General features: G+C 58.3%; 21 protein-coding genes. 8 read left to right on the top strand and 13 right to left on the bottom strand.

Going from position 1 to position 24,200, the window contains the following annotated elements:
- The first annotated feature begins 12 nt into the window (after positions 1 to 12).
- From BEQ56_11680 to BEQ56_11660, 5 genes are all read left to right on the top strand, one after another.
- On the top strand, positions 13 to 1,341 hold the full coding sequence (locus BEQ56_11680; GenBank protein ID AOH44074.1) for a hypothetical protein: 1,329 nt from the start codon (positions 13 to 15) through the stop codon (positions 1,339 to 1,341).
- A 232-nt stretch (positions 1,342 to 1,573) separates the two neighbouring features.
- Positions 1,574 to 2,614 (top strand): ABC transporter permease, encoded by a 1,041-nt coding sequence (locus BEQ56_11675; protein ID AOH44533.1) that lies wholly within the window; start codon positions 1,574 to 1,576, stop codon positions 2,612 to 2,614.
- Positions 2,607 to 3,539, top strand: coding sequence for an ABC transporter permease (locus tag BEQ56_11670; protein ID AOH44073.1), 933 nt, complete (start codon positions 2,607 to 2,609; stop codon positions 3,537 to 3,539). The genes BEQ56_11675 and BEQ56_11670 overlap by 8 nt, the downstream gene beginning before the upstream one ends.
- Positions 3,540 to 3,617: 78 nt before the next feature.
- On the top strand, positions 3,618 to 4,595 hold the full coding sequence (locus tag BEQ56_11665; GenBank protein AOH44072.1) for a hypothetical protein: 978 nt from the start codon (positions 3,618 to 3,620) through the stop codon (positions 4,593 to 4,595).
- 215 nt (positions 4,596 to 4,810) lie between these two features.
- Entirely contained in the window at positions 4,811 to 6,397 is a 1,587-nt protein-coding gene (locus BEQ56_11660; protein AOH44532.1) for a heme ABC transporter ATP-binding protein, read from the top strand.
- Positions 6,398 to 6,479: 82 nt separating this feature from the next.
- On the opposite strand, the gene BEQ56_11655 is transcribed toward BEQ56_11660, so the two are convergent.
- The 5 genes from BEQ56_11655 to BEQ56_11635 form a co-directional block, all read right to left on the bottom strand.
- Positions 6,480 to 7,478, bottom strand: coding sequence for a hypothetical protein (locus BEQ56_11655; protein ID AOH44071.1), 999 nt, complete (start codon positions 7,476 to 7,478; stop codon positions 6,480 to 6,482).
- 137 nt (positions 7,479 to 7,615) lie between these two features.
- Positions 7,616 to 8,155, bottom strand: a complete 540-nt coding sequence (locus BEQ56_11650; protein AOH44070.1) for a hypothetical protein — start codon at positions 8,153 to 8,155, stop codon at positions 7,616 to 7,618.
- A gap of 282 nt (positions 8,156 to 8,437) precedes the next feature.
- Entirely contained in the window at positions 8,438 to 10,174 is a 1,737-nt protein-coding gene (locus BEQ56_11645; protein ID AOH44069.1) for a single-stranded-DNA-specific exonuclease RecJ, read from the bottom strand.
- The gene (locus BEQ56_11640; GenBank protein ID AOH44068.1) at positions 10,171 to 11,295 is read right to left on the bottom strand and encodes an alanine racemase; all 1,125 of its coding nucleotides are present in this window, start codon (positions 11,293 to 11,295) and stop codon (positions 10,171 to 10,173) included. The genes BEQ56_11645 and BEQ56_11640 overlap by 4 nt, the downstream gene beginning before the upstream one ends.
- Positions 11,292 to 12,617 carry a hypothetical protein gene (locus tag BEQ56_11635; GenBank protein ID AOH44067.1) on the bottom strand — a complete coding sequence of 442 codons (1,326 nt, stop codon included), beginning with the start codon at positions 12,615 to 12,617 and terminating at the stop codon, positions 11,292 to 11,294. The genes BEQ56_11640 and BEQ56_11635 overlap by 4 nt, the downstream gene beginning before the upstream one ends.
- A 110-nt stretch (positions 12,618 to 12,727) precedes the next feature.
- Here BEQ56_11635 and BEQ56_11630 point away from each other — a divergent pair, with 110 nt between their 5' ends.
- From BEQ56_11630 to BEQ56_11620, 3 genes are all read left to right on the top strand, one after another.
- Complete coding sequence (locus BEQ56_11630; protein ID AOH44066.1) at positions 12,728 to 14,137, top strand: hypothetical protein; 1,410 nt, start codon at positions 12,728 to 12,730, stop codon at positions 14,135 to 14,137.
- Positions 14,138 to 14,254: 117 nt separating this feature from the next.
- Positions 14,255 to 15,232 carry a hypothetical protein gene (locus BEQ56_11625; GenBank protein ID AOH44065.1) on the top strand — a complete coding sequence of 326 codons (978 nt, stop codon included), beginning with the start codon at positions 14,255 to 14,257 and terminating at the stop codon, positions 15,230 to 15,232.
- 79 nt (positions 15,233 to 15,311) lie between these two features.
- Positions 15,312 to 16,271: a hypothetical protein gene (locus BEQ56_11620; GenBank protein ID AOH44064.1), complete on the top strand. Its 960-nt coding sequence runs from the start codon at positions 15,312 to 15,314 to the stop codon at positions 16,269 to 16,271.
- Between the two features lie 115 nt (positions 16,272 to 16,386).
- Here BEQ56_11620 and BEQ56_11615 read toward each other — a convergent pair whose 3' ends face one another.
- The 8 genes from BEQ56_11615 to BEQ56_11580 all read right to left on the bottom strand — a co-directional run bounded on the left by BEQ56_11615 (position 16,387) and on the right by BEQ56_11580 (position 23,400).
- On the bottom strand, positions 16,387 to 16,926 hold the full coding sequence (locus BEQ56_11615; GenBank protein ID AOH44063.1) for a rubrerythrin: 540 nt from the start codon (positions 16,924 to 16,926) through the stop codon (positions 16,387 to 16,389).
- 120 nt (positions 16,927 to 17,046) lie between these two features.
- Positions 17,047 to 17,211, bottom strand: a complete 165-nt coding sequence (locus BEQ56_11610; GenBank protein ID AOH44062.1) for a rubredoxin — start codon at positions 17,209 to 17,211, stop codon at positions 17,047 to 17,049.
- Between the two features lie 151 nt (positions 17,212 to 17,362).
- Complete coding sequence (locus tag BEQ56_11605; GenBank protein AOH44061.1) at positions 17,363 to 18,466, bottom strand: hypothetical protein; 1,104 nt, start codon at positions 18,464 to 18,466, stop codon at positions 17,363 to 17,365.
- A gap of 83 nt (positions 18,467 to 18,549) precedes the next feature.
- Positions 18,550 to 19,878 (bottom strand): hypothetical protein, encoded by a 1,329-nt coding sequence (locus tag BEQ56_11600; protein ID AOH44060.1) that lies wholly within the window; start codon positions 19,876 to 19,878, stop codon positions 18,550 to 18,552.
- A gap of 36 nt (positions 19,879 to 19,914) precedes the next feature.
- Positions 19,915 to 20,433, bottom strand: coding sequence for a hypothetical protein (locus BEQ56_11595; GenBank protein AOH44059.1), 519 nt, complete (start codon positions 20,431 to 20,433; stop codon positions 19,915 to 19,917).
- A 10-nt stretch (positions 20,434 to 20,443) separates the two neighbouring features.
- Positions 20,444 to 21,100: a hypothetical protein gene (locus BEQ56_11590; protein ID AOH44058.1), complete on the bottom strand. Its 657-nt coding sequence runs from the start codon at positions 21,098 to 21,100 to the stop codon at positions 20,444 to 20,446.
- A gap of 121 nt (positions 21,101 to 21,221) precedes the next feature.
- Complete coding sequence (locus BEQ56_11585; GenBank protein ID AOH44057.1) at positions 21,222 to 21,446, bottom strand: hypothetical protein; 225 nt, start codon at positions 21,444 to 21,446, stop codon at positions 21,222 to 21,224.
- A gap of 58 nt (positions 21,447 to 21,504) precedes the next feature.
- Positions 21,505 to 23,400, bottom strand: a complete 1,896-nt coding sequence (locus BEQ56_11580; GenBank protein AOH44056.1) for a hypothetical protein — start codon at positions 23,398 to 23,400, stop codon at positions 21,505 to 21,507.
- Positions 23,401 to 24,200 lie beyond the last annotated feature (800 nt).

The following is a 24,200-nucleotide window of genomic DNA, read 5'->3' as shown; positions in this document are numbered from 1 at the left end:
AGGAGTATATATATGATCGACAGACGCTCAAAGCGTTCTTTATACCGTTCTTTTTCATCTCGTCGCTTTTCTTCCCGCGGCTGGAAGGCGGAAGCCGCGATTCTTTGGTCGAGTCAGGGGTTAGCGCTGCTGGGGACATCCATTTCGCAGTTTACCCTGATCTGGTGGCTGACCGAACGAACCGGATCGGCGATCTGGTTATCGGTTGCGGCGATCGGGCTTCTCGTTCCCGACGTTTTTATCCTTCCGTTCATCGGGCCAATTATCGACCGCTATTCGCGGAAGCGGATCCTGATCGCGGCAAACGCGGCGATTGCGGTCGTTTCCGCGATTGGGACGGTCCTGCTGACGGTTGAGGCGGTTGCACCGGCCGCGGTCGTTGCGATTCTTTTTCTCAGGACACTGGCGAATTCGTTCCGCTGGCCCGCGCTTCAGGCGCTGGCGACGGATATCGTTCCCGCGGACCAGCTGACGCGGGTCAACGCGATCGATTATATCCTGCGCGGATCGACGAACGTATTAGGGCCGGTCTTCGCGGCGTGGATGATCCGCGCGCTTCCGGTCGCGGCGTCGTTATCGATCGATTTTCTGGCGGCGGCGGCCGGAATCGCGCTGCTCTTAACACTGACGGTTCGCGAGTCAGTCTTTGAAGGCGGGCGCCGCGGGTCGGTTCGCGCGAAATTCCGCTCGTCGCTGCGCTCGCTGCGGAATGGGCTTCGCTACGTTCTGACCGAGCCGGGGCTGCTGCCGTTCCTGGGGTATGTTTCGATTACGAACCTGCTGCTGGTCCCGATCGAGAGCCTGATGCCGTTGATGGTTTCCGATTATTTCCTTTCCGACGTTGAAAGCTTATCGATGATGCAGATTTCGTTTGGGCTGGGGACGGTAATCGGCGGGCTGATTTTAGGGGTCTGGGGCGGTTTCAGGAGTCAGATTCGTTCGGCGCTGCTGGGAGATCTGGTTTACACGCTGGGCGTGCTGCTGATTGGACGCTGCGCCCCCGGTCAGCTTCCGCTGGCGATTTTAGGCTGGGGGATTTCCGGAATCGGCGATTCGTTGAGCGTGGCGAATTTGAACGCGCTGATTCAGAAGCATACCCGCCCGGAATTACAGGGCCGCGTTTTTTCGATTTCGACCGGGTTGATCAGTGTCTGGGTCCCGGTGACGATGCTGTTCGTGGGGCCGATCGCGGAACGCGTCGGGGTGCATTTCTGGTACGGTTTTGCCGGCTTCGGGATGCTGGCGCTGATGATCGGCGTGCTTTTCGTCCCGGCGTTTTATCGCTATGAGGAGCGGGAGACGGTCGGAGCGCGCGGGTTCGCTGAGAAATCGGCGTCGTAACGGCGGACGGCTCTCGGCGAAGTTCCCGGATGTCATGCGTGGGTATTTCCGGTAAAAACAGGGTTACTAAAATCCTGTTTTTTTTATGACGGTGAATGGGCGAGTTGTCTGACAAGCAATGAAAAAAATATGGTAAAGTTATAGTCAGTTCAACGATATAACTCTTCTGCAAATCTTAAGTGAAAACGGAGGATCATGCATGTCAATTAAGGCGCAGCGTTTTTTAAACGGAATGATCGATATCGTCATCCCGTTATTGGCAACGGCAATTGCGTTGATTCTTGGCGCGTTCATGTTGATTGCGTTTCGGAAAAATCCGCTCGAAGCTTACGCGGCGCTGGTCAGCGGCGCGTTCGGATCCTCCCGCGCGCTGATTCAGACGACGCTGAAGGCGACGCCGCTCCTGCTCGTCGGAACCGGGATCTGTATTGCGTTCCGGGGAGGGGTAACGAATATCGGAGGCGAGGGGCAGATTATCGTTGGCGCGCTGTCTTCAGCGGCGGTCGCGCTCTACATTCCGATCGAGTCGCGTTGGCTCCTGATTCCGCTCTGTTTTCTGGCGGCGATCCTGTCGGGCGCGGTCTGGGGCGGGATCCCGGGCGTCCTGAAGGCGCGTTTGGGCGTGAACGAAATCCTGACGACGGTCATGATGAATTCTATTGCGGTTTATTTGTCGAACTTCCTGCTGCGCGGGCCAATGATCGATCCGCGGGAAATCGAGATGGGGACGCGCGCGTCACAGACGGCTCTTCTTCCCGAGTCGGCGTTCCTGACGCGGCTGGCGCCGCCGACGCAGCTGAATACCGGGTCGATTCTGGCAGTGCTGCTGGCGGTCGTGATTTACGTCATGATGTGGAAGACGACGATCGGTTACCGGATCCGGGCGGTCGGGCTGAACCCCGCCGCGTCGCGCTACGGCGGGATCCAGGTCCCGGTTTATCAGGCGCTGGCGATTACGATGGCCGGGGCGTTATCCGGGATGGCGGGCGCGGTCGAGGTTTTGGGGGTGCAGCATCGCGTTTTCGAAAATATTTCCGGCGGTTACGGGTTTAACGGAATTGTCGCCGCGCTGTTCGGAAATTTGCATCCGTTAGGGACGATCCCGGCGTCGTTCCTGTTCGGCGGGCTGATGGTTGGCGGGAACAAGCTGCAGCGGATGGTTCAGGTGAACTCGTCGTTCGTTGACACGCTGCTGGGGCTGGTGGTTTTGATCGTCGTCGCGGCGAAGGTCGTTTCGGCGAACCGATCGAAGAGGAGAGCGAAGAATGCATAACTTATTGAACGCCGCAACGTTATTCGGGATCATCGGCATGGCGATCAAGCTGGCGATGCCGTACCTGTACGCAGGGTTAGGCGAGTTATTCGATCAAGCCGCGGGCGTCTTCAACCTGGGGACGGAAGGGATCATGCTGATCGGGGCGTTTTCGTCCTTCTACGTCGTTTACCTGACCGGGAATTCAGGGCTGGGGATATTAGCCGCGATCCTGAGCGGATTCCTGATGGCGCTGCTGATGGCCGTGATCAGTATTACGTTTAAAGCGCCGCAGGGGATCAGCGGTATCGGGCTGACGATGTTCGGGACCGGCCTGTCGTCGCTGCTGTTCAAGACGATTCTGGAGGGGACGGTGCTGTCCATTGATGGGTTCCCGAACCTGCCGCTCCCGCTGCTGTCGAAGATTCCGTATATCGGCGACGCGTTTTTCAATCATAATATCATGGTGTACGGCGCGTATCTCCTCGTTCCGTTGGCGTCGCTCGTGCTGTATAAGACGACGTTCGGCCTGAAGGTCCGCGCAGTGGGGCAGAACCCGCAGGCGGCGGATACGCTCGGCGTCAGCGTCAATTTTATCCGTTACTGCTGCGTCTGCGCTGGCGGGGTATTATCCGGACTCGCCGGAGCGACGTTTACGCTGGCGAATATCAATATGTTCCAGGAAAAAATGACGAACGGGACAGGGTTTATCGCGGTCGCGCTCGTTTATTTCAGCGGCTGGAAGCCGAAAGGGGTTCTCGCCGGGGCGCTGCTTTTCAGTTTCGTTAACGCGTTCCAGCTGCGGATGCAGGTTCTGGGGATCGAGATCCCGTCGGATATCGCGATGATGCTCCCGTATTTGCTGACGATTTTGACGCTGGTCTTCGTGAAGAGCCGCGATAAGCCGGCGGCGTTGGCGGTTCCATACGAGCGGAGCGAGAATTAGCGGGGTTGCGTCGGAGGTTTGTGCGCGTGTGATTCGTCCGCGGCGCGCGGGCGTAAAAAAATATGGAGGATAGTTTTCATGAAAAAAAGTTTGATGGTTTTGCTGGTTGTTTTGGCCGTTCTGACGGCCGTGGGCGTTGCCGCGGCGGAAGATGACGTTTTTCGGGTCGCGATGGTGATGCCGTCGAAGATTAATGACTACTCGTTCAGCCAGTCGATGTACGAGGCGCTGGTCAAGCTGAGCGAATCGTATCCGGAAGGCAAGTTCGAACTGGTCCGGTCGGAGGACATGTTCGACGTCGCCAACGCGCGCGAAGCGATCCGCGACTATGCCGACATGGGATACGATCTGGTCATCGCGCACGGCTCGCAGTATGGGACCTCGCTTCAGGAAATCGCCCCGGATTATCCGGAAACGGCTTTCGCCTGGGGGAACGGGACCGATTTCTACGGTCAGCCGAATATTACGGCTTATCAGGCGCGCGCCGAACAGGGCGGGTACGTCCTCGGAGAAGTCGCCGCGAAATTTACCGACGGGGGAAAATTAGGCGTTTGCGGTCCGGTTGAATCGGGCGACGCGAAGACTTATATCGACGGGTTTAAGGTCGGGGCCGCGAACGGTGGTTCGGAAGTTTCTGTGACGTTTACGTCCTCCTTCTCCGACGTTTCCGCGATGGCCGCCGCCGCCGAAGGGCATATGGACGAGGGCGCGAACCTCCTGACCGGCACGTCGCAGTCGATCCCCGGCGCGGTTTCCGTTGTCAAGGAACGCAAGGGATATTGGATTGGCGCGCAGTGGGATACGATCCCGTTGGCGGAGGAAAACGTTCTTGCCAGCCTGGTTTACGACTGGGGTCCGATTCTGAACGATATTATCGGGAAGATGGACGAGGGCGTTCTCGGCGGGGCGGCGTACGACCTGACGTTTATCGACGGTGGGCTGAAGATCGTCTGGAACACGGACCATATCGAAATCGACCCGGAACTCATAGCGTATGCCGACGAGTTGGCTGAGAAGATCGTCACGGGCGAAATCGACCCGTTGGAAACGAAATAAGCGATTCCGCGATCCGGGGAAAGAGCGCCGTAACGGTCCTCTTTCCCCGCGATCTGGCTGCGGCGTGTCTTCCCTGCGGCGCTGACGCTGAAGGCGCGGGAGGTAAAGAACGATGACGCGCCTTAGGGTGGGAATCGAGAGCTGCGAAAGAAGAATAACGGATCCGCGGTTCTCGAATCTCACGAATCGGTCATTACGAAAGGATTGAAATCATGATGGCGGTGAATCAGAATCATCCTGAAACGAAGCATATCTGCAAATTGCAGATGGTCGATATTACCAAGCGTTTCCCGGGCGTCCTGGCGAACGATCGTGTGAATCTCGAAGTCAACGAAGGCGAGATTCTGGCGCTTCTGGGCGAGAACGGCGCGGGGAAGAGCACGCTGATGAAGCAGCTGTACGGTCTGTATAAGCCCGACGGCGGGAAGATCCTGATTAACGGCGAAGAGGTCGTTTTCCATTCGCCGACGGACGCGATCAACGCCGGAATCGGCATGATCCATCAGCATTTCATGCTGGTATCGAACCTGACCGTTCTGGAGAATATCGCGTTGGGGCTGAAATCGAGCCGCGGACCGTTTTTGGAGATGGACGTCGTTCGGAAGCGGACGATGGAAATCTGCGAGAAGTATAAGTTGGCGGTGAACCCTGACGCGTACATCTGGCAGCTGGCGGTCGGCGAACAGCAGCGCGTCGAGATTATCAAGGCGCTGTACCGGGGGGCCGACTTGCTGATTCTGGACGAGCCGACGGCGGTCCTGACGCCGCAGGAGGTCGACGATTTTTTCGTGATCCTGAAGAAGATGGCGGCGGCGAATCATTCGCTGATCTTCATTTCGCATAAGCTGCATGAGGTGATCGAAATTTCGGATCAGATCGCGGTCCTCCGGGACGGGCGTTCGGTTTCGCAGGAGCGCAATTCCAACCTGACCAAGACCGATCTGGCCGAGAAGATGGTCGGCCGGCCGGTCGTGCTTCAATATGATAAGAGCGCCTGCGACCGGAAGGAGGTCCGCTTATCGATCCGCGGCCTGTACGTCAATAACGATTGGGACGAGGAGCGCGTGACCGATTTTTCGCTGGATATCAGCGGCGGCGAAATCGTCGGGCTGGCGGGGGTTTCCGGGAACGGTCAGCGCGAACTCGCGCAGGCGCTCAGCGGGCTCCGCAAGCCGGTTCAGGGGTCGATCCTCGTCAACGGGAAGGATTTGACGTTCGCCGGTCCTTACGAACATAATCTTGCCGGGCAGTCGTACATTCCGGAGGAGCGCAACAAGGAAGGGATTGTCAAGGATTTTAATATTTCCGAGAACTTTATCCTCGAGGATCACGATAAATCGCCGTACTCGGAGCATTCGTTCTTCAACTTCCCGGTCATTACGCGGAAAACGCAGCGCGCGGTCGACGAATTCACGGTCAAAACGCCGAATTTAAACGTCATGATCAAGAATTTATCCGGCGGCAACGTTCAGAAGCTCATTTTAGCGCGCGAGCTGGAGCGCGATCCGTCGATCCTGATCGCTGCTCAGCCGACCCGCGGGGTCGATATCGGCGCGTCTGAATATATCCATAAGCGGTTACTGGGGCAGCGGGAAAAAGGGACGGCGACGCTCCTGATTTCCGAGGACCTCGACGAGATCCGCGCGCTTTCTGATCGGATTGCGGTTATTTTTGAAGGGCGGCTGATGGGGATCGTTGACGCGGCTCAGGTCACGACGCAGCAGTTGGGCCTGATGATGGCGGGGACGCCGCGGGATGAGGTCCGGGACCAGATGGGCGACGCGTTCGCGGTCATCCGCTGAGGTGATAAATGGAAAGAAGCGGGCTTGAAGGCTCGCTTCTTCGTTTTAAACCCGCGATTTTAATCGGCGTTTGTGTCCCTTGTTATGGGACCGGCGCTTCCGCATCCATCAGCGCTTCGACTTCCTCCGAGCCCGGATAGCGGATGACGAGCTCCGGCCGCGCGTTGGATTCGGCGATCCAGGAATAAACGTTTTTCCCGTCCGGCGTAAACGCGATTCGCAGCGTGGGCCGCCCGAACGAGAAGGCTAATCGGTAGAGGCTCTGTCCGCTGAGACGCTTATCCGTAAACGAATAGTAGCCGGTATAGGCGTTGACCGGGCCTTCGAAGAGTTCGGTCTGCGACGACTCCGGCATTCCGGCCCCGCCGGAGACTGCGACCCCGTCAAGGAAAACGGTATAGCCGACAAAATAGAGACGATCGGAAGGGAAATAGGAATTCGCCTGCGTATCGGCCGGGGTAAAGAATTGATGAACGTATTGGTGCGTGTCGACGAGCTCGAATTCAAAATGGTTCCAGCCGACGATTGCGTTCTGAAGCTGAAAGCCTGCACTGTCGCGCGTAGCGGCGAGCGAAAACTGCGGGATTTGCGCTGGGGATTTCGGGAGTTCCTCGAAGCGTTTCCCACCCGCTTCGCCGAAGAACGCCGGTTTTACGATCAGGCCGATATTCGCGAAAAAGATCCGTTTTGGATTGACCTTATTTCCTTCGGATTCGCCGGCGAGGAGCGCTTCGAGTCCGGCCGGGCCGAGATTCAGCTCGGTGAAGATGATGTCCGCGCCGGCGGGGATCGGCGAAGGGGCGTAGCGGTAAACGATCCGCACTGCTCCGCAGTCGGACGCGTCAATCGGCTGGTCCGTTTCCGGTCCGATGACGCCATCGAGTTCGGCGTCCTCAAATTCGCAGACGTTCTCCACGCCTTCGTCCACGCTCCGGAAGAGAAAGGCGAGAACGAGCTCATCCTCCGTGTTTTCGAAGCGGTCGAGGACGATTTCGAAGTTTTCGCCGAGTGGGATTGGGATGGTATCGTTGGCAGCGGCGCTGACTGGGATCATCGTCAGGAGGAGCGCCGACAGCAGCAATGCGCATAAGGATAAGAAGTAGTTTTGAAATTGCCTGTTTCTATCGTTCATTGAAACTCCTTGCTTTATTTCTTAAAAACGACAGGCGGATCGATTTTTTATCTGATCATGCATTGATCAAAAAACTTCTGCCGAAATTAGTTAATACGATTTCCTCTTACGAAGAATTTAAAACCGGCAACATGGTAGCCCGGAGTCAGGTTGTAACCAAAATGAGGCGTAGTAGTCCACCGTTTGGCTGGAGCAATCGAACTTGTGCATACGTAATTATTGGTGTTCTGATCTCCGTTGACAAGGTGGCACGCTTGCGCAAATTGATTCTCTGGACTTGTCAATTTTATTTTTGCCTCTAATGTTGTTCCATTCCAATTTCGACAGACACATGCTGAACCAGGATCACCATGTTGATAGGCATTTTTCATAGCGCATGATTGATACCCTACATGTGAGCATTCAGACGCCTGCATTTCGAAATCTGCCGCATCTATAAAATCTGACTCATCTACAAAACCTGCTCCGACAAGAATGTATTCATATCCATCATCTCCGATATATCGGCCTTCTTGATCTATTGTCAGATTAATGATCGCTTCTGTCGCGTCTTCTTCCTGCGCCAAAGCGGCGTTTGAAATTATTAAAATAACAATCATTGAAATAATCAATGAGAATTTTTTCATAATAGTATCTCCTTCGTTCAATAAACAAACAAATAATCTGCCTGTTTAATAGCAGTATAATCGCTTGGATGAATTTTCCTATATGAAGGACATCACCTTTAAACGATTACATTCAAATTAAAACAATTCGAAGAATGAAAGAGTCGTATCCATTTGTGCCATAAAGGGAACCGAGCGTGTTGAACGATGAGTATGAATGTCATATGCTTTAATATGATATGGCTCAATTTTGAACGAAAAATACATGACATTTATCCCATACCCCTGTTACTTTCGCCATCTTTACGGAACGTCCGATTTGGCGGCTCGTTCCTCCGCCGTGCGGAAGTCGACGACGCGGAGCTGGATCGAGCGCTTTCCCTGAAACTCGTTGATATCGAGCCCGAAGAGGAGGTCCAGCAGCGCGCCGACGGGAGGAATTCGCGGACCCTGCCGGAAGGCGATCGCCTGCAGCGCGCGGTCGTTTCCGTCTGCGACCTCGAGCCGCAGGTGCGTTTTATCTTTGCCGACGAGCTGCGCGGATTTGACGCGGACAGCGCGGAGGAGGAAGAGCGGTTCGCGGTTCCCGGTCCCGAACGGTTCGAGCGCGCGGATCTGCGCGACGGTTTCTTCGTTGCAGTATGCGGTTTTCAGCTCGGCTTCGACGTCTTTCACAGGCCGAAGGTCTTTCCCGCTGAGGCGCTCTTCGGCGTACAGCGTCAGCCGTTCCCGGAGCGCGTCCCAGTTTGCCGTTGAAATCGTGAACCCGGCCGCCATAGGATGACCGCCGTGGCGGACGAACAGCCCGGCGCAGCTGTCGAGCGCGTCGATGATACTGAAGTCGGCGATCGAGCGGCAGGACGCCCGGATTTCGCCGCCGCTGATGGCGCCGACGATAGCCGGGCGGTTGAGTTTTTCAGTGATCCGGGATGCGCCTAAGCCGACGACGCCCATATTGTACGACTCGTCCGCGGCGAAGACGATCGGCGGGACCGCGTTTTCGTCGATTCCGGCGAGGACGGACTGCTGGATTTCTTCGGTCATGGCCTGCCGCTGGCGGTTGATAACGTTAAGCTCTTCGGCGAAACGGAGCGCCTCGTCCTTATCGGCGGACATCATCAAATTAAACGAAAGCATCGCGGTTTCGAGGCGTCCAGCCGCGTTCAGGCGCGGTCCGAAGCTGAAACCGATCGATTGCGAATCGATTTTGGGGACTTCGACGCCGCTGACCTGCGCTAACGCGACGATACAGGGGCGGGACGACTTCCGCAGCAATTCGAGTCCGGCGCGGGCCAGATCCCGGTTCTCTCCACGCAGCGGAACCATGTCGCAGATCGTTCCGATCGCGACGAAATCGAGCCAGTCTTCAGCGCGGACGCCGGGAACGGGACGCGCCGACAACAGCGCGGCGGCGAGCTTATACGACAGCCCGACGCCGGCGAGGTCTTTATCCGGATAAGCGTCGTCCGGACGCTTGGGGTTAATGACGGCGGATGCGTCTGGGAGGACGGGACCGGGCTCATGATGATCCGTGACGATCATTTTCATTCCCAGCGACTTCGCCAGTTCGACTTCTTCGGGCGAGCGAATTCCGCAGTCAACCGTAACCGTCAGCGCGGTCCCGCTTTTGGCGAGCTGCTCGATGGCGGCGGGGTTGACTCCGTAGCCTTCTTCGAAGCGGTTCGGAATATAGCCGGAGGCGTCCGCGCCCAGCGCCCGGAGCGCCTGGACGAGGAGAGAGGACGCGGTCACGCCGTCGACGTCGTAATCGCCGTAAACGACGATTTTCCCGTCAGCGTCGATCGTTTCAAGGATCGTTTCAACCGCGGTTCGCATTGTTTTCAGCTCGAACGGCGAGTGGAACGGCCTGGGCAGCAGGAACGCATGCGCATCGAAAGCCGACAGGATATCCCGATTGAAGAGGAGGCGTTGCTGAATGCGCGAAAAGTCTTGCAGCTCGCGCATGACGGCGAACGGCATTTCCGGCGGCAGTCTCCATCTCGACAGGGATTCGATTCGTCTCTCGCCGGTCGGGTTCATGCGACGACCCTTTGGACGCGCGCCGACAGTCCGGAAGTAACCTCGTAATTTATCGTTCCCCACAGGCGCGCGAGGTCGTCGGCGCTGATCGATGCGCCGCGCTGCCGCCCGATCAGGACGGCTTCGTCGCCTTCCTTAACCGGGAGCTCGTCCGGAACGCGGACCATGCATTGATCCATGCAGACCGTTCCGACGATCGGGAGTTTTCGCCCGCCGATCAGGACCGCGTTCCCGGCGACCCGTCGGAACCCATCGGCGTAACCGACCGCGATCACGGCGATTTTTTCGGGCGCAGTCCCAACGACGTAGCGTCCGCCGTATCCGATCGCGCTCCCGGGCGGAAACGTCCGTATGGAGATGACCCGGGTCCTCAGCGATAAAACGGGTTCGATTCCGGCGGGCAGGGGGCAGTCCGGCGAAGGTTCCAGGCCGTAAAGCGCGATCCCGGCACGGACCAGGTCGAACGCGCGCGCCTGATCGAGGGTCAGGATCGCCGCGGAGTTTGCGACATGAACGAGCGGGGGACGGTCGCCGGTACTTTCGAGCGTTTGGATGAGCGCCTGAAAATCGGCGGTTTGCCGTTCGGCGGCGCTGCGGTCGGCGTTGTCGGCGGTCGCGAGATGCGAATAGATACCGGCGATTTCGAGCCTGGAAAAGGCGCCGAGGGAGCGGATAAAGTCTGGCGCGTCGACGGGAAATTGGCCGAGGCGGCCCATGCCCGTGTCAATTTTGATATGGACTTTGAGAGTACGTTTCGCGCTGCGGAGCGCGCTCGCGTATTGACGCGCCTGCTCTGCGGAAAAGAGGGTGACATGCAGCCTGAGACGGGCGGCGTACGGCGCTTCTTCGGCGGCGATCCGCCCGAGGACGAGGATCGGCGTTTCGATCCCGGCATGCCGCAGCTCGACCGCCTCCGAGAAGCGGGCGACGGCGAAAAAGGGGCAGCCGATCTCCGCTAAACAGCGGCTGACTTCGATCGCGCCATGACCGTAGGCGTTTGCCTTGACGACGGCGAGGACATCCGTCCCGGCGAGCTCGCGGAGCTTCCGGTAATTTTCGCGGAGGCGCGGCCCGGAAATCAGCGCGACCGGTTCGGTTATTTCGGCGATGGAAGCGGTCATGGTTTTTCCTTCCGCGTTTTCGTTTCCGCGTTCGCGAACGCGTTCAGGATATCGAGCGCGCCCTGCCGCCAGGTCCCGATTCGGATCGAACGCGCGCGGCGGAGCCGTTCTTCCGGATCGATCGCTAATACTGCGTCAATCTGGCGGTTAAAAGCGGCGGGGTCGTCGAGCGGGAAGAAGAACCCGGCTTCTCCGGCGATTTCGCGGTAAACGGGTAAGTCGCTCAGGATGACCGGCTTTCCGCGCAGCGCGCCTTCAACGACGGGAAGGCCGTAGCCTTCGCCGCGCGACGGCGAGATCAGCGCGACCGAGCGGTCGTAAATTCGCGCCAGTTCGAATTCGCTCGCGTTTTCGACGAAAAGGAAACGGCGGCCGCGTTCCGGATGATTCCGGATTCTCTCGTAAAGCGCGTCGGCTTTCCAGCCTTTCCGTCCGACGTAGACGAGCCGCTCCTCGCGGCCCTGCGCCCAGCGGGTTTCAAAGACGTCGAGCGCGAAATCCTGTCCTTTGCGCGGCTGGAGGAGACTGACTTGCGTGAAGATCGGGAAGCGGTTCGCGGCTCCGGTCAGGAACGCTTCGAGCTCAGGGCGAAGTTCCCCCGCGTCGGAATCATCGTTCTTCCCCACGTTGGCTCCCTGATCGAAGACGGCCAGCCGGACGCCGTTCAGACGCGCGGGCAGATTCCGGCGGATCCAGCGCTCCGTTTCGGCGCGCGTCGTTTCCGAGACACAGAAGACAATATCCGACCATTGTATGAGTTCGGGGATCGTCCGGGTAAAAACGGCGAGAAAATCTTCCGGGAACCAGTCCGGATTTTCAAACGGCATCAGGTCGTTGATCACGGAGGCGGTCGTTCCGCCGGCGGCGCGGACGCGCTCGAAACAGGGAATGAGCTGGTCGAACCGGTCGAAGTTCGCGCCGATCATGAGGATATCGTCGCCCGAGCTGATTCGGATTTCGGCGTCCCGGCCGAGCGTCCCGGGCGGCAGTTCCCGGAGGCGCTCCTCGTAGCGTTTCGCGCTGAAAAGCGTCCCGTTGATCAGCCGGACGAATTCGACCGCGGTCGAAATTTCTCCTTCCGCGCTCAGCTTGAGAAACGCCAGCGCGATTCCGGCGACGACGCGCGGGATCCCGCTTTTTTGCGTGTTGCGGACCTGATGGGTGACGTCGACGAGGAGCCGCCGGCCCTGAGGCGGGGCGGATTTTACCGCGGCGGTTCGAAAGAGAAGGCGCGGATTGAAGCGGACTTCCGTCCCGTAGAGAAGCGCGTTCAGCGCCGCGGACGGGAGGGCCTTCGCGAATCTTTTGAAGATTGGGATCATGCGTCTATTTTACCAAATTGCGGAAGGAAGCGCCGGAGAGAAGGCGGTTCCCGTTCGGCGAAATCGACTATAATCAAGTTATCTTCGTCTAAGCAAAGGATTTTTCGGACATGGAAAATTTAGTGAAATTAACTGAACAGGTTCGCGCCAGCGTCGAGGCGTATTGGCCGGATTTCGTAAAGGATTTAGCGACGCAGGTCGCGATTAACAGCGAGCGGGGGAAGACGGAGCCGGGCTTCCCGTTCGGAAGGGAGCCGGCGCGGGCGCTGAACGCGTTTCTGGAGCGTGCGGCGGTGGACGGGTTCGCGGTCGACAACGTTGATCATTACGCCGGAACGGTCAGCTATGGCGACGGCGCTGAGGCGATCGCCGTCCTGGCGCATCTGGATATCGTTCCCGCCGGGAAGGGCTGGACAAGCGATCCGTTTACGCTCGTTGAACGCGACGGGCGGCTTTATGGCCGCGGCGTCACCGACGACAAGGGTCCGTCGGTCGGCGCGTTTTATGGATTGAAAATTATCCGCGATCTGGGACTGCCGTTGAAAAAGAAGATCCAGCTGATCGTTGGGACGAACGAGGAACAGGGATCCGGCTGCATGGCATACTACGTTCAGCATCGGCCGCTGCCGACGATGGGGTTTACGCCGGACGCTGAATACCCGCTGATTTTCGCGGAAAAAGGGAATCTCTGGACGGAGCTTTCGTTCCCGGCCGCCGATTCGCCGATTCTCTCGTTCAGCGGCGGGGAGGCGTTGAACGCGGTCCCCGCGGAAGCGATCGTGACGCTCGACGGGAAGCGCGTCGACGCGGCGAGCCTTTTGGCGTCGATCGTTCCGGACGATACGGACGGATACGGCGCCGAAGCGACGACGGATCCCGATGGAAACGTTCGTCTCCTGGTCAAAGGATTGGCGGCGCATGGATCGACGCCGGAGATCGGCGTTAACGCGATCGTCAGCGCAGCGAAGATCCTGACGCGCTATTTTGGCTCGGAGGACGACCCGACGCTCCGCTTTATCGCTCGCGAGATCGGGCGGGAAACGGGCGGCGAAACGCTTGGGCTCGCCGCCTCCGACGAAGAATCGGGGCGGCTGACGCTGAATTTAGGAATGATCCGCTGGGACGCGGCCGAGCGGACGCTCTGCGTCGATATCCGTTATCCGGTTTCGCTGAAGCTTGAGACGATGAAGACAAGGTACGATACGATGGCGAAGCGGTACGGGCTTTCATACAAGGTAGTCTCCTGCGCCGAGCCTCATTACGTCCCGAAGGACAGCGTCGTCGTCAGCCGGCTCATGGACGTTTATCGGGCGGTCAGCGGCGATTCGAAAGCGGAGCCCTTCGCGATTGGCGGCGGAACGTACGCGAAGAAGTTCGGCGGGAATTTTGTCGCGTTTGGGCCGGAGTTCCCGAATCGGGAATCGACGCGGATTCATAATTCCGACGAACACCTGATTATTGAGGATTTCAAGACGCATCTTGTGATCTGTACGATGGCGATGATCGCGCTGGCGAGCTGAAAACGCCGGACTGCAGGTGAGAATTTTTTTCAGAGCCGGAACTTTTTTGTTCCGGCGTCGTCTTTAAGGATGTGAATGGTCCCGTTTTCGATAAACGGGATCGGAAAGGAAAAAAACATGAAAAAAACAGTTTTACTTCTTTTGAGCGGCGCGATTTTTGCGGCGGCCGCGGCGGTCCAGGCGCAGGGCATGGCGCCGGCGAATCGGGATTATGAATGCGGCTACTATTATCAGGATGGGCTGCGGGTGACGGACTGCGACGATGATCCGGCGGGAACGCCGGTTCAAGGCGAGGCGGTTGGGGCGTACGAGGGCTATACCGAGGATACCGCGGAGCGGATCGAAAATCCGTCCTCGATGCTGGACATGACGGACGATTACAGCGGTCTCGAAAAGTTTGGCGATCCGAACGGGATTCATTTTATCAAATCGATCGAATACAGTTATTCGATCGGGAATTATCAGGCGGAGATGCAGATCCCCGAGATCCGCGGGATGGCGGACCCGGATCAGCAGGCGAGCCTGAACGATTTTATCCGAAGTATCGTGTACAGCGCGATGGACGAGTTCGAGCGCGAAGGCCGAGCGGTTCTGGACGAATATGCGGTTGAAGACGTGCCGCACTATTATCTCAGCTATGATTTCGATATCGTGACGTCTAACGAGTCAGTCGTGACGCTGGCGCTGTCGTACTTTTCAGCGGGCGGCTCTTCTTATCGTTCGAACCTGTACTTCAATTTCAACCGGCAGACGCGCGAGCTGATCCTCATGGACGATTATTTTATCCCCGGGAGCGCGGCCGCGTCAATTTTGCGCGACGAAATCCTGCGGCAGATGCGCGCCGAGATGGATCGGGATCCGGAAACGATTTACTGGATCGACGAGAACGCGGGAGAAAACGGCGAGATGGAGCTGAACTGGGACGATCTTCTTGCGAATGTCGGGAATAACTACGGTTACTATATTAATGAGTTTGGCGAACTGGTCGTTGCGTTCAATAAATACGAAGTTGCGCCGGGGGTCATGGGTACGCCGGAGTTTACGATTCCGATGGGCGTTCTGACCGAGATGGATAAAACGATTTTCAATCAGTAAGCAGGGTAAAGTTGGATGCCGGAGCGGATCCGTCCCGGCGTCCGACTTCAGGAAGAAGTGGAAAGGATGGAAATCCCTGATGAAAAAGACGATCGCTATAGTTTTCTGCGCCGCGGCGCTGGCGGCGGGGGCGGTTCGGGCGCAGTCTCCGACGGAGGCCTGGCCCGGCTCGTATTTTGCCCCGGACGGGAGCGTCGAGTCAGTGTGGCAGGATCCCGCGCCGGGTCCGAGCGATACGGCGGAAGCGACGATTCAGGAGGCCCCGGGTTCGCATGACGCTTTTTCGACGGGATCGGGCGAACGGCTCGAAAACGCGGCTTTCGCGGCGGGCGATTCCGAAAAATCCGGCGATCCGGACGGGGTTCATTTTATCCAATCGATCGAATATCGAAATCGGATCGGATTTTACGAGGCGTTTGTCCGCGTCCCGGAAATCCGCGGGCTGGCCGACGCGGCGCGGGAGGCGGACCTTAACGAGCGGTTCCGCTCGGCCGCGTACACGGTTATTGACGAATTCGCGAACGACGCGCGGGCGATTTTATCGGATTACACGGTCGAAGACGCGCCGCATTATCAGGTTGGCTATGATTTCCGGGTTTCGGACGGGGGCGGTTCGACGCTGACGTTGGCGCTGACGTATTATTCGGCGGCGGGGTCGTCTTATTATACGACGTCGTTTTTCAACTTTGACCGGCGGACGCGTGCGCTGATCGAGCTCGACGGTTATTTCATCCCGGGAAGCGCGGCGGCGATTTTGCGTGACGAAATCCTGCGGCAGATGCGCCTGCGCATGGCGGCGGACGAAAATCAGGTTTTCTGGATCGACGGGCTGACGGAACCGGACGAACCGCTGGATTGGGACGTCGTTCTGGCGGCTGTTCGGGAGAATAACGGTTACTATTTTAACGATCTCGGCGAGCTGGTGATTGTTTTCGGTAAGTATGATGTCGGGCCGGGTTCGATGGGCGCGCCTGAGTTCGTGATTCCGGCGGAGGTTCGCGCGGAGCTTGACGAGGCTGTCCGCGCGGGACAGCTTTGACTGAACCGGGCGGTCGGAAGAGAAAATAAGATTTGCGCGGTTGAATAAAAAAACGGGCTGTCTTTTCGATAAAGGGCAGCCCGTTCCCGTCTCTTTAATGAGAACTCAAGCGGTTTCAGTAATTATCGGCGGCGATTTCGAAGAAAGCTTTCGGATGCGCGCAGGTGGGGCAGATTTCCGGGGCTTTCTTCCCAAGATGAAGATGACCGCAGTTGCGGCAAATCCAGACGACTTCCTCGTCCCGGTCGAAAACCTTGCCGTCGTCGAGGTTGGCGGCTAATTTTCGATAGCGTTTTTCGTGAGCCGCTTCGATCTTTCCGACGAGCTCGAACCTGGCTGCGATTTCCATGAATCCTTCTTCGCGGGCGGTTTGGGCGAACGATTTGTACATGTCGGTCCACTCATAATTTTCGCCGGCGGCGGCATCCAGCAGGTTGACGCTGGTGGACGGGACTTTGCCGTTATGCAAATATTTGAACCAGAGTTTGGCATGTTCCCGCTCATTGCCGGAGGTTTCGGTGAAGATTGCGGCGACCTGCTCATAGCCTTCTTTTTTCGCCGCGGAAGCGTAGAAGGCATACTTATTTGTCGCCTGCGATTCGCCGGCGAACGCCGCCATTAAATTTTTTTCAGTTTTCGAACCTTTGAGTTCCATTTTCTAATCTCCCTTTTTTTGATTTTTCCGAACGGATTCTCCCGGAATCCGGTTCGGGACGACGTACGATCAGGCGCGGTTCCTGTCCGCGCCCGATCGCGTTCAGCCAATAAAAGACCTTTATTCTTCGTAGAGCTCGAAATCAGCTTTGCCAAGGCCGCAGATCGGGCATACCCAATCGTCCGGGATGTCTTCAAACGCGGTTCCGGGTTCGATTCCGCTGTCGGGATCGCCAACGGACGGATCATAAATGTACTGGCACGCGGGGCATATATATTTTTTCATAAAAATCCTCAATTCATTGCTCTGATCGGAACGATTCGACGATTCATTCCCTTGAACCGTCGGATTAATTTTAGCATAGTTGGAGGGCTGTGAGGTTAAAGAAAGAATAAAAATTACCAGGCTGTAATTAGTATAATCTAATCCGAAGGATTTACCGACCCCTGAAATAAAGCCAGCTCAGCGTCAGCCCGCTCCAGTCCCGCAGCGTCCACATCGCCCATCCAAAGATATTATAGGAGGCGCGGTCGGCAGCGACCGAAATCGCGTTCAATCCGAACTGATCGCAGTTATACAGCGCGCGGGTCGTATGAAAATCCTGAGTGATCAGCGCCGCTTCATGCAGCTTGAAGGTTTCGACGGCGTTCCGGCAGGTTTCGATCGTGCTGAAGCCGAGATTATCGCGGAGAAGCGCCTTCTCGGGGACGCCGAGTTCGGCGCTGAGCTCGGCCATGACGTCGACTTCGCGTCGGCTTTCGGCGGAATTATCCCCGCTCAGCAGGATCGTATCGATTTTTCTGTCCTGATACAGCGCGGCGGCGGTTTTAACGCGGTCGCTCAGGACGCCGGAAGGTTTCCCGTTCAGGTAAACGCCAGCCCCGAAGACGATCGCGGTCCGGCCGGGGACCGTTTCGACGTTTTCGAGCGTGAAGCGCCGGTCGTTGTAACGAACGGTCAGTAGGATTGCGGGAAGCTGGAACAGGACGATTCCCAACGTTATCAGGTAGCAGGCGACGCGGATGGGGACGAATTTTCGCGCGAAAACGCGGACCGCGATAAAAAGCGTCCAGCCGGCACGCCAGAGGATCAGCAGGTTCCCGCCGAAAACTGCAAAATAAATTGCGAATCGGATCGAAAAGGGGATCCCGACTTTCAGAACTGCGTTCCAATACCATGTCTGATACAGGACGGCAAAGGCGGAGGTCCCCAGCCAGACCGCAGCTAACGAGAGAAGACGTTCGGATTCGATCGACTTTTTCAGCAGCTGGCCCAGGTTTCGCAGGTTCCGGCGAAGCGCGGCGAAGCCTTTCCGATTCGCGTCGGTTTTGGGAACGACGGCGGCGCGTTCCTCATGGTTCGGAATGTCGCGGTAGACGCCTAAAGGGAGACTGAGCACGAGCCAGACGGCCAGGGTTGGAACGGTCATGCCCAGAATATTTTGGACGCCGGCAGATTGACGAATGCCGACGCCCATATAAAAGCCCTGAAAAACGACGACGAAAAGGTCGCCGACCAGAAGAATCAACGTGTTAAGCATGTGACGATTATACTTGAATTGGCATTCCGGTTTTTTCGACCGTTGGCGTTTTATTATCGGCAGCGGTCCGGACCGGAGCCGGTTTACCCGTAAAATCCGCCGCAGAGGCCGATTTGATCCTGCGCCAGGAAGCTGCCGTTGAAGATTTGTCCGGGGCCGGATGAATAACTGATCATGGCGTAAACGTGTTTCCCGAGGTGGCGCGTCGTTCCGCGGCTGGAAATCAGCGCATGGAGCGGACCGGGGGCAGCCGCATGCGCGGCCAGGTCGGCGCTGTTCAGGATCAGGTCGGGATCGTCAAGGTCGGCGTCGATCGCGATCCCGAGAACGGCGTAGCTTCCCGCGCTGACGGCATGGAGCGAGCCGACCGCGGTCAGAGAAAAATCGCCCTGACTCAGGCCGATCACTGCGCTGACAACGGCATTTTTGTCGCGGACGTAGGGAGACCAACGGCTGACGGCGGCGGGACCCAGCTGTGCGGCTGCGGCTGATTTCCGGAGCGGTCGGAATTCCTGTCCATAGAGATTCCAGATATTGCGTTCGCTGAGCGTGTCGCGGGTTTTCCCGGCTCCGCTCAGCGCGATCGTTCCCACGTAACGGAGGCCCGGATCGGCTTCGAGAACAAGGACGCCGTCCCGCCGGGCAAGCGGCTGCGCCCGGTTCGTCAACGACGACCAGGGAACCGAGCGCAGCTCGACGCCGGCGGCGCCCTTCCCAACGAAAATATCCTGGCAGGCGGTCGCGTCCATCCCGCTCAGCGGCAGACGCAGCTCGTCGAACCGGTAGGTCCGCCACCCCTGATTCGGGCGGAGAAGGGCGATTTCGTTGCCTTGATACGGGGTCCAGCAGAGCGTATCGGCCGACGGGACGTCGAACGCGGGGCAGGGATTGCCGCTGACGAGCGTTAAGCGCCCGTCACAACGCGCGGTGCAGCCTTCGCCGGCGCCGTCCGGATCGGCGACGCTGTCAGCGTCGGTCAGGCGGAAGGATTCGATCGTGCTTTCCGGGGTCAGCGTCAGTTCGGCGAGTTTCCGTTCGTCCACGCCGATCGGTTCGTTCGCTTTTTTCGCGGTCAGCGTGAACGAGGGGGATCCGGCGGAACGCAGCGCACAGACGGCGATCCGTTCTCCGGCAGGGAACCCCGTTGGGGTCAGCGTCAGCGGCGCTTTCGTTTCGAGCGCGAAGCCGTTGATGAGGAGCGCGCATGGATCGTTTTCGGAAGCTTCGAGCTGAAGCGTTGTCCCGCGAATTGAGAACCGGAGCGGCGAACGGTACGCCCGGAGAAGCCCGGCGAGGGGGACGGCTTCGCTTTCGGACGCGCCGAGGCGAAGGGCGTCGCTGCGCAACTGATTATACTGATCGGCGAGGGTTGGATCGCCGGGCTGAACGGCTGAAGATAACGGGTAGGGCATCTGAATACTCCTTATTTAATATAGAAGGGAACGGGGCTATCGCCAGACGGCCGTTCCCCAGCGGGAACGCGCGTTGAGCGCTTCGGCGAGCCAGGTATCCTTCGCGGCTGGCGGAAGATCGTTCAGGCTCAGCGTGCTGAGATGAATTTCAAGCGTTTCCGCTTCGGCGTAGATCGACCGGATGACGACATGATCCTTTCCATAAAGACCGAGAATCGTTCCGGCTCTCGTCGTCAACGTCAGGTCTTTTTCCTCGCGAAGGATCCGGATCAGCCGCCGGCGCAGCGCTTCGCCGTCGACCGGGAAGAACGACCCGTCCGGCGCGAGGACCCGTTCTGCGATCAGCGCACGGAACCAGAGATGGCGGATTTTTCGCGGCGGTCCGTTCGGGTCCTCGTTCGGATAGACTTCGTAATGGATCCGGACGCGCGAACCGGTCGGATCATAGCGCGTCGGCGCGCAGACCAGCGGAACCGGCTCATGATTCGCATGCGCCAGGATCAGGTCGCAGTTTTCGCCGGGGATCCAGTCCGGCGGCGGGTTCCTTTCGCTCATTTTCCCTCCTTCAGATCGGAAAAGACGGTCCGTTCGGGAGCGCGCTGATGCAGCCGGTTTCCGTCATTCCGAGTTCGGCAAGCTCGCCGCGGAATTCGCTGAAGAGCGTTTTCGCCGCCGAGCTGAGCGCGGTTATTTCTTCGACGCGTTTCCCATGAACCTCGGTTACGGCGGCGGCACGAATACCGGACGCGGCCGCCGCGGCTCCTTTCGCGAGCGTCGACGCGTGCCGCGATGGGACGGTCGTTTCGGTCATGTTTTCGTCGAGTCCAGCGACGGTTTGCGGCGCGCTGAGGACGAGATCGATTTTCGAAGCGCCGATCCGGCGGACGCGGCGATGGAGTTCGGGAGCGAGCCGGAGAAGGAGGTGGCCGTTTTCGCGGTGGACCGTGTCGCCTTCGAGGAGGACGATCTCGCTTTCAGGATTGGGGAGACGCAGGCCGACGATGATCTCGTCCTCTGGGACCGGGACGTTGATCCTGAGACTGAATTCGTCGACGAAGGCGGCGCGCGCCGGGACGGTTCGCAGTCTCGGAAAGGCGCGCTGATAATCGTTCAGCGCCTGACGCAGCGCGGATCGAAGCATCGCATCCGGGAAACGCTTTCCGGCTTCGTCAGCGGCGAGACCGCGGATCAGGTTGAGATAAAAGGTGAAATCGTTGCGCATAGTATTCCCTCTGATATCAGGAGCGGGGCGTGTCCCCGCTGAAGCCGGGATTTTTTGAGGATAAGGGGTGTCCCCTTATCCTCAGGGCAGCTTCACCCGGCGATTCCGCTCTCCGTGCGCTTCAGGCTTCCGGCGATTTTTTTGTCGCGGGCCGTTTCGGAGCCGGGTTCGATCCCCTGAGCCCGTCTTCCAGCGCGACGCCGAGAATATAAGCGGCAAGAACGGTCACAACGTTAACCGCCAGCTCTTCGCTGATCGGGAAGTTGGGCGCGAGCGCGCTCAGAAACGAGTAGAGGAGGGCGACGAGCGCCGCCCAGAATTTCCGTGAGGTGAGGACTTGTTTCATGATTGTGGTTCCTTCCTTTCATTAATTAATGTAACAATGAAGATCCAGTACCCGGCGCTTATTCGCCGGCGACGTTCGATTTATACAGCGGGCGGTGGTCCGCCGTGAAGACCGACAGGAAATGACGCGCTTTGATCCGGACCTCGTCATGGGTAAACAGCGCGCCGCTGACCTGACCGTCGGCGATATAAATTTCGGGCAGGAGTCCGAAGCGTTCGCCGATAAAGATCGCGGGGGTCAGCTTCGGATCGGCGACGGCCGCCCAATCGTTCGCGTCGCTGAACTCCGGACAGGTCAGGACGTCGCCCTGATGGCCGCGCTGGAGATTTTCGCTGTGGATCGTCGGCGCATAAGCGAGCGTCGGGTACAGGATCCTTTCGGCGGTCAGCCGCAGTCCGCGCGGGACGATCAGGTAGCGGGCGTCGACGGCCTGTTTGGGCTGGACCCCGCCGGTCGGGATCAGGAGCGGCTGGTTATAGATCGCAGCGGAAGCTTTTTCCCAGGCTTCGGCGCTCAGCGGCTCCGTCCCTGAATTATGATGCGCCGCGTCGAAGACGTTTTTCCCGTCGGCGAGCGTCGGTCCGGTCCCGGCGTTGTCCGTGAAAACGGCGGCGACGAGCGCTGAGATTCGGCGCAGCCCGGCGGTCGCTAATTTCTGCGGAAAGTGCCGGAGGCGAAGCGTGTCGTCGCGCTCGAACATCTCGATCGTCAGCCCGAGATAACCGCCGTACTTAGTCCAGCTTCCGCTTTCGCTCGATTCTTTAACGCCGAGAGGCGCGTACGGCGCGCCTTCGTTGACGCTCGGGAGCAGGTTGATTTCGCCGACGAGGACGCCGCTGATCGTTTGCAGGTTGTTGAAATGTTCAACGGTGACGATCGGCTCCCACCAGCGGTAGCCGCTCCGACCGAGCTCATCCCAGCGCTGGACCACGAGCTTATTCAGCGCGTTTTTCAGGATTCCCGGCAGGTCCGCGGTCGTCGCGAACTGCGCCCGGCTGGGATCGTAGCCGCCATGAAAATCGACGTCTCCGGTTACCAACGTATAAAATTCGCGGATTCCGCTCAGCCGCGCGGTCCGGAGCCCGCTCAGCTCCGCGGGCCGTTCCGCGCCGAGAAGGTCATGCAGCGCCGCGGTAATTTCGTCCGTGCCGTCAGTCATCCGGGCGGAAGCGGCAGGGGAAACGCCGCGAACCGCTTCGCGTCCGGTTACCGCGCTGAGCATGACGCGGGCGTCTTCGATTTCAGCGCGCAGCGCCTCGGGCGAAAAGACGGTTCCCGCGAACTTCGCGCGGATCCGGTCCCCGACCGGGGCGGGGAGCCGGGCGGCGCGGAGCGATTCGTCCAGGAGCGCGGCGCAGAGCTTTTTTTCGGCGTCCGTTTCGCGTTTGGATTCTTCGCCGCGAACGCTGAACGCGTCGCGGAGCGAATCGAATTCTCCGCCGTTTACGAGCGACAGTTTTTCGAGCGCGGCTTTGAACGCGCCGCCGCGCGCCGGATTCACGACCAGATCGACCGAGTAAACGCGTTTCAGCTCGGTAACGACGCGGCCGTCGGCGCTGAAGCCGAGGTCGGCGGAAAAGCCGACGTTCGAGCGGATATCCGGTTCGGCTAAAACGGCCGCCCCGACCCGTTTCAGCAGCTCTGCGGCCGGGCCCAGCGGCGTCAGCCGGCAGCAGATCGCTTTCGTGCGTTCGTCCCAGCGCGGTTCGCGCAGGATCCCGGCGAGATCGCGGACGGAATGCCGGGCGGCAGCGCCCGGCTGAAGATGATCAATGAAGCATTGCGCTTCGTCAAAAAGAGCGAGCGAACGGCGGAGGACGTCTTCGCTGAATTTCCAACCGTTCCCTTCTCCGGCGGAAATCGCGACGATTTCGAAATCGCCGCCGGATTCGGGCGTCCCGACGACCGGGAACGTTTCGCGGCGCTGGTCCTTAGACTGGTTCGGTTGTGTCATGTGCTGTTCCTTTCTTTGATAGCGAAATAATGACGTTAAGCGAAGGGTAGCGGGTTCGGATCGCTCGTTCAACTATGACTTTTCAGAGGGATAGAGGGAGAAAATTCACTGAAATTCTTTCGATCGGTTTGAATCCAGACTTTCCTGAATTTTTATTAAAAAATCCGTTATAATTCTTATGGAATACAAACGCTATCAGCTTCATTCAACTCATCTGGGACTCGTTTTCAGCTGTGTATCGCGTCATAAAGGATTGTCAGGAAGAGAAAGCAGGAGGTTGCCGTATGTCGTATCAGGATCGTGTTTTCGGACAGTCATCTGTTGGTTGTCTTTGCCCCTTGATTCTGACGCTGCGCTGTGGATAACCGATTGCGGTTGCCGCCGGGAAACGCGCATGCGAACGGGCGGCGCGACCGGATATCGATAACCGGAAGCTTCTGGAACCAGCTGCCGGGAAACGCGCATGCGAACGGGTGGGCGCAGGGTCTGTTCAGCGTTGCCTGATGTCAGGTAATGTATCTGATCTTTATTGATCAATGGACGCGGCTTAATGAAAAAATAAGCGGTCTGACAAAATAAGTAGAAAAAAGGTATAATGAACGACTGCCTGATTGAAAGGGCTCGGTCATTCTAACGAGAAAGGTAATCGAATGAGGCTTTCAGGGCTGAATGGGCGAAGTCCGGCAATGAATGATCTTCTGGTCTGTTTGCTGACAGCGTCGATGTGGTTTGCGAAAGCGATCGGAGGAGCGTTCGGCGTTTTGCTTCTCTCGCCGGGAAGTCAGGCCTGTGTATAGCGG

It is taken from the genome of Anaerolineaceae bacterium oral taxon 439, from assembly GCA_001717545.1.
Taxonomy (GTDB): domain Bacteria; phylum Chloroflexota; class Anaerolineae; order Anaerolineales; family Anaerolineaceae; genus Flexilinea.
This window is presented reverse-complemented; position numbering and strand designations above follow the sequence as displayed.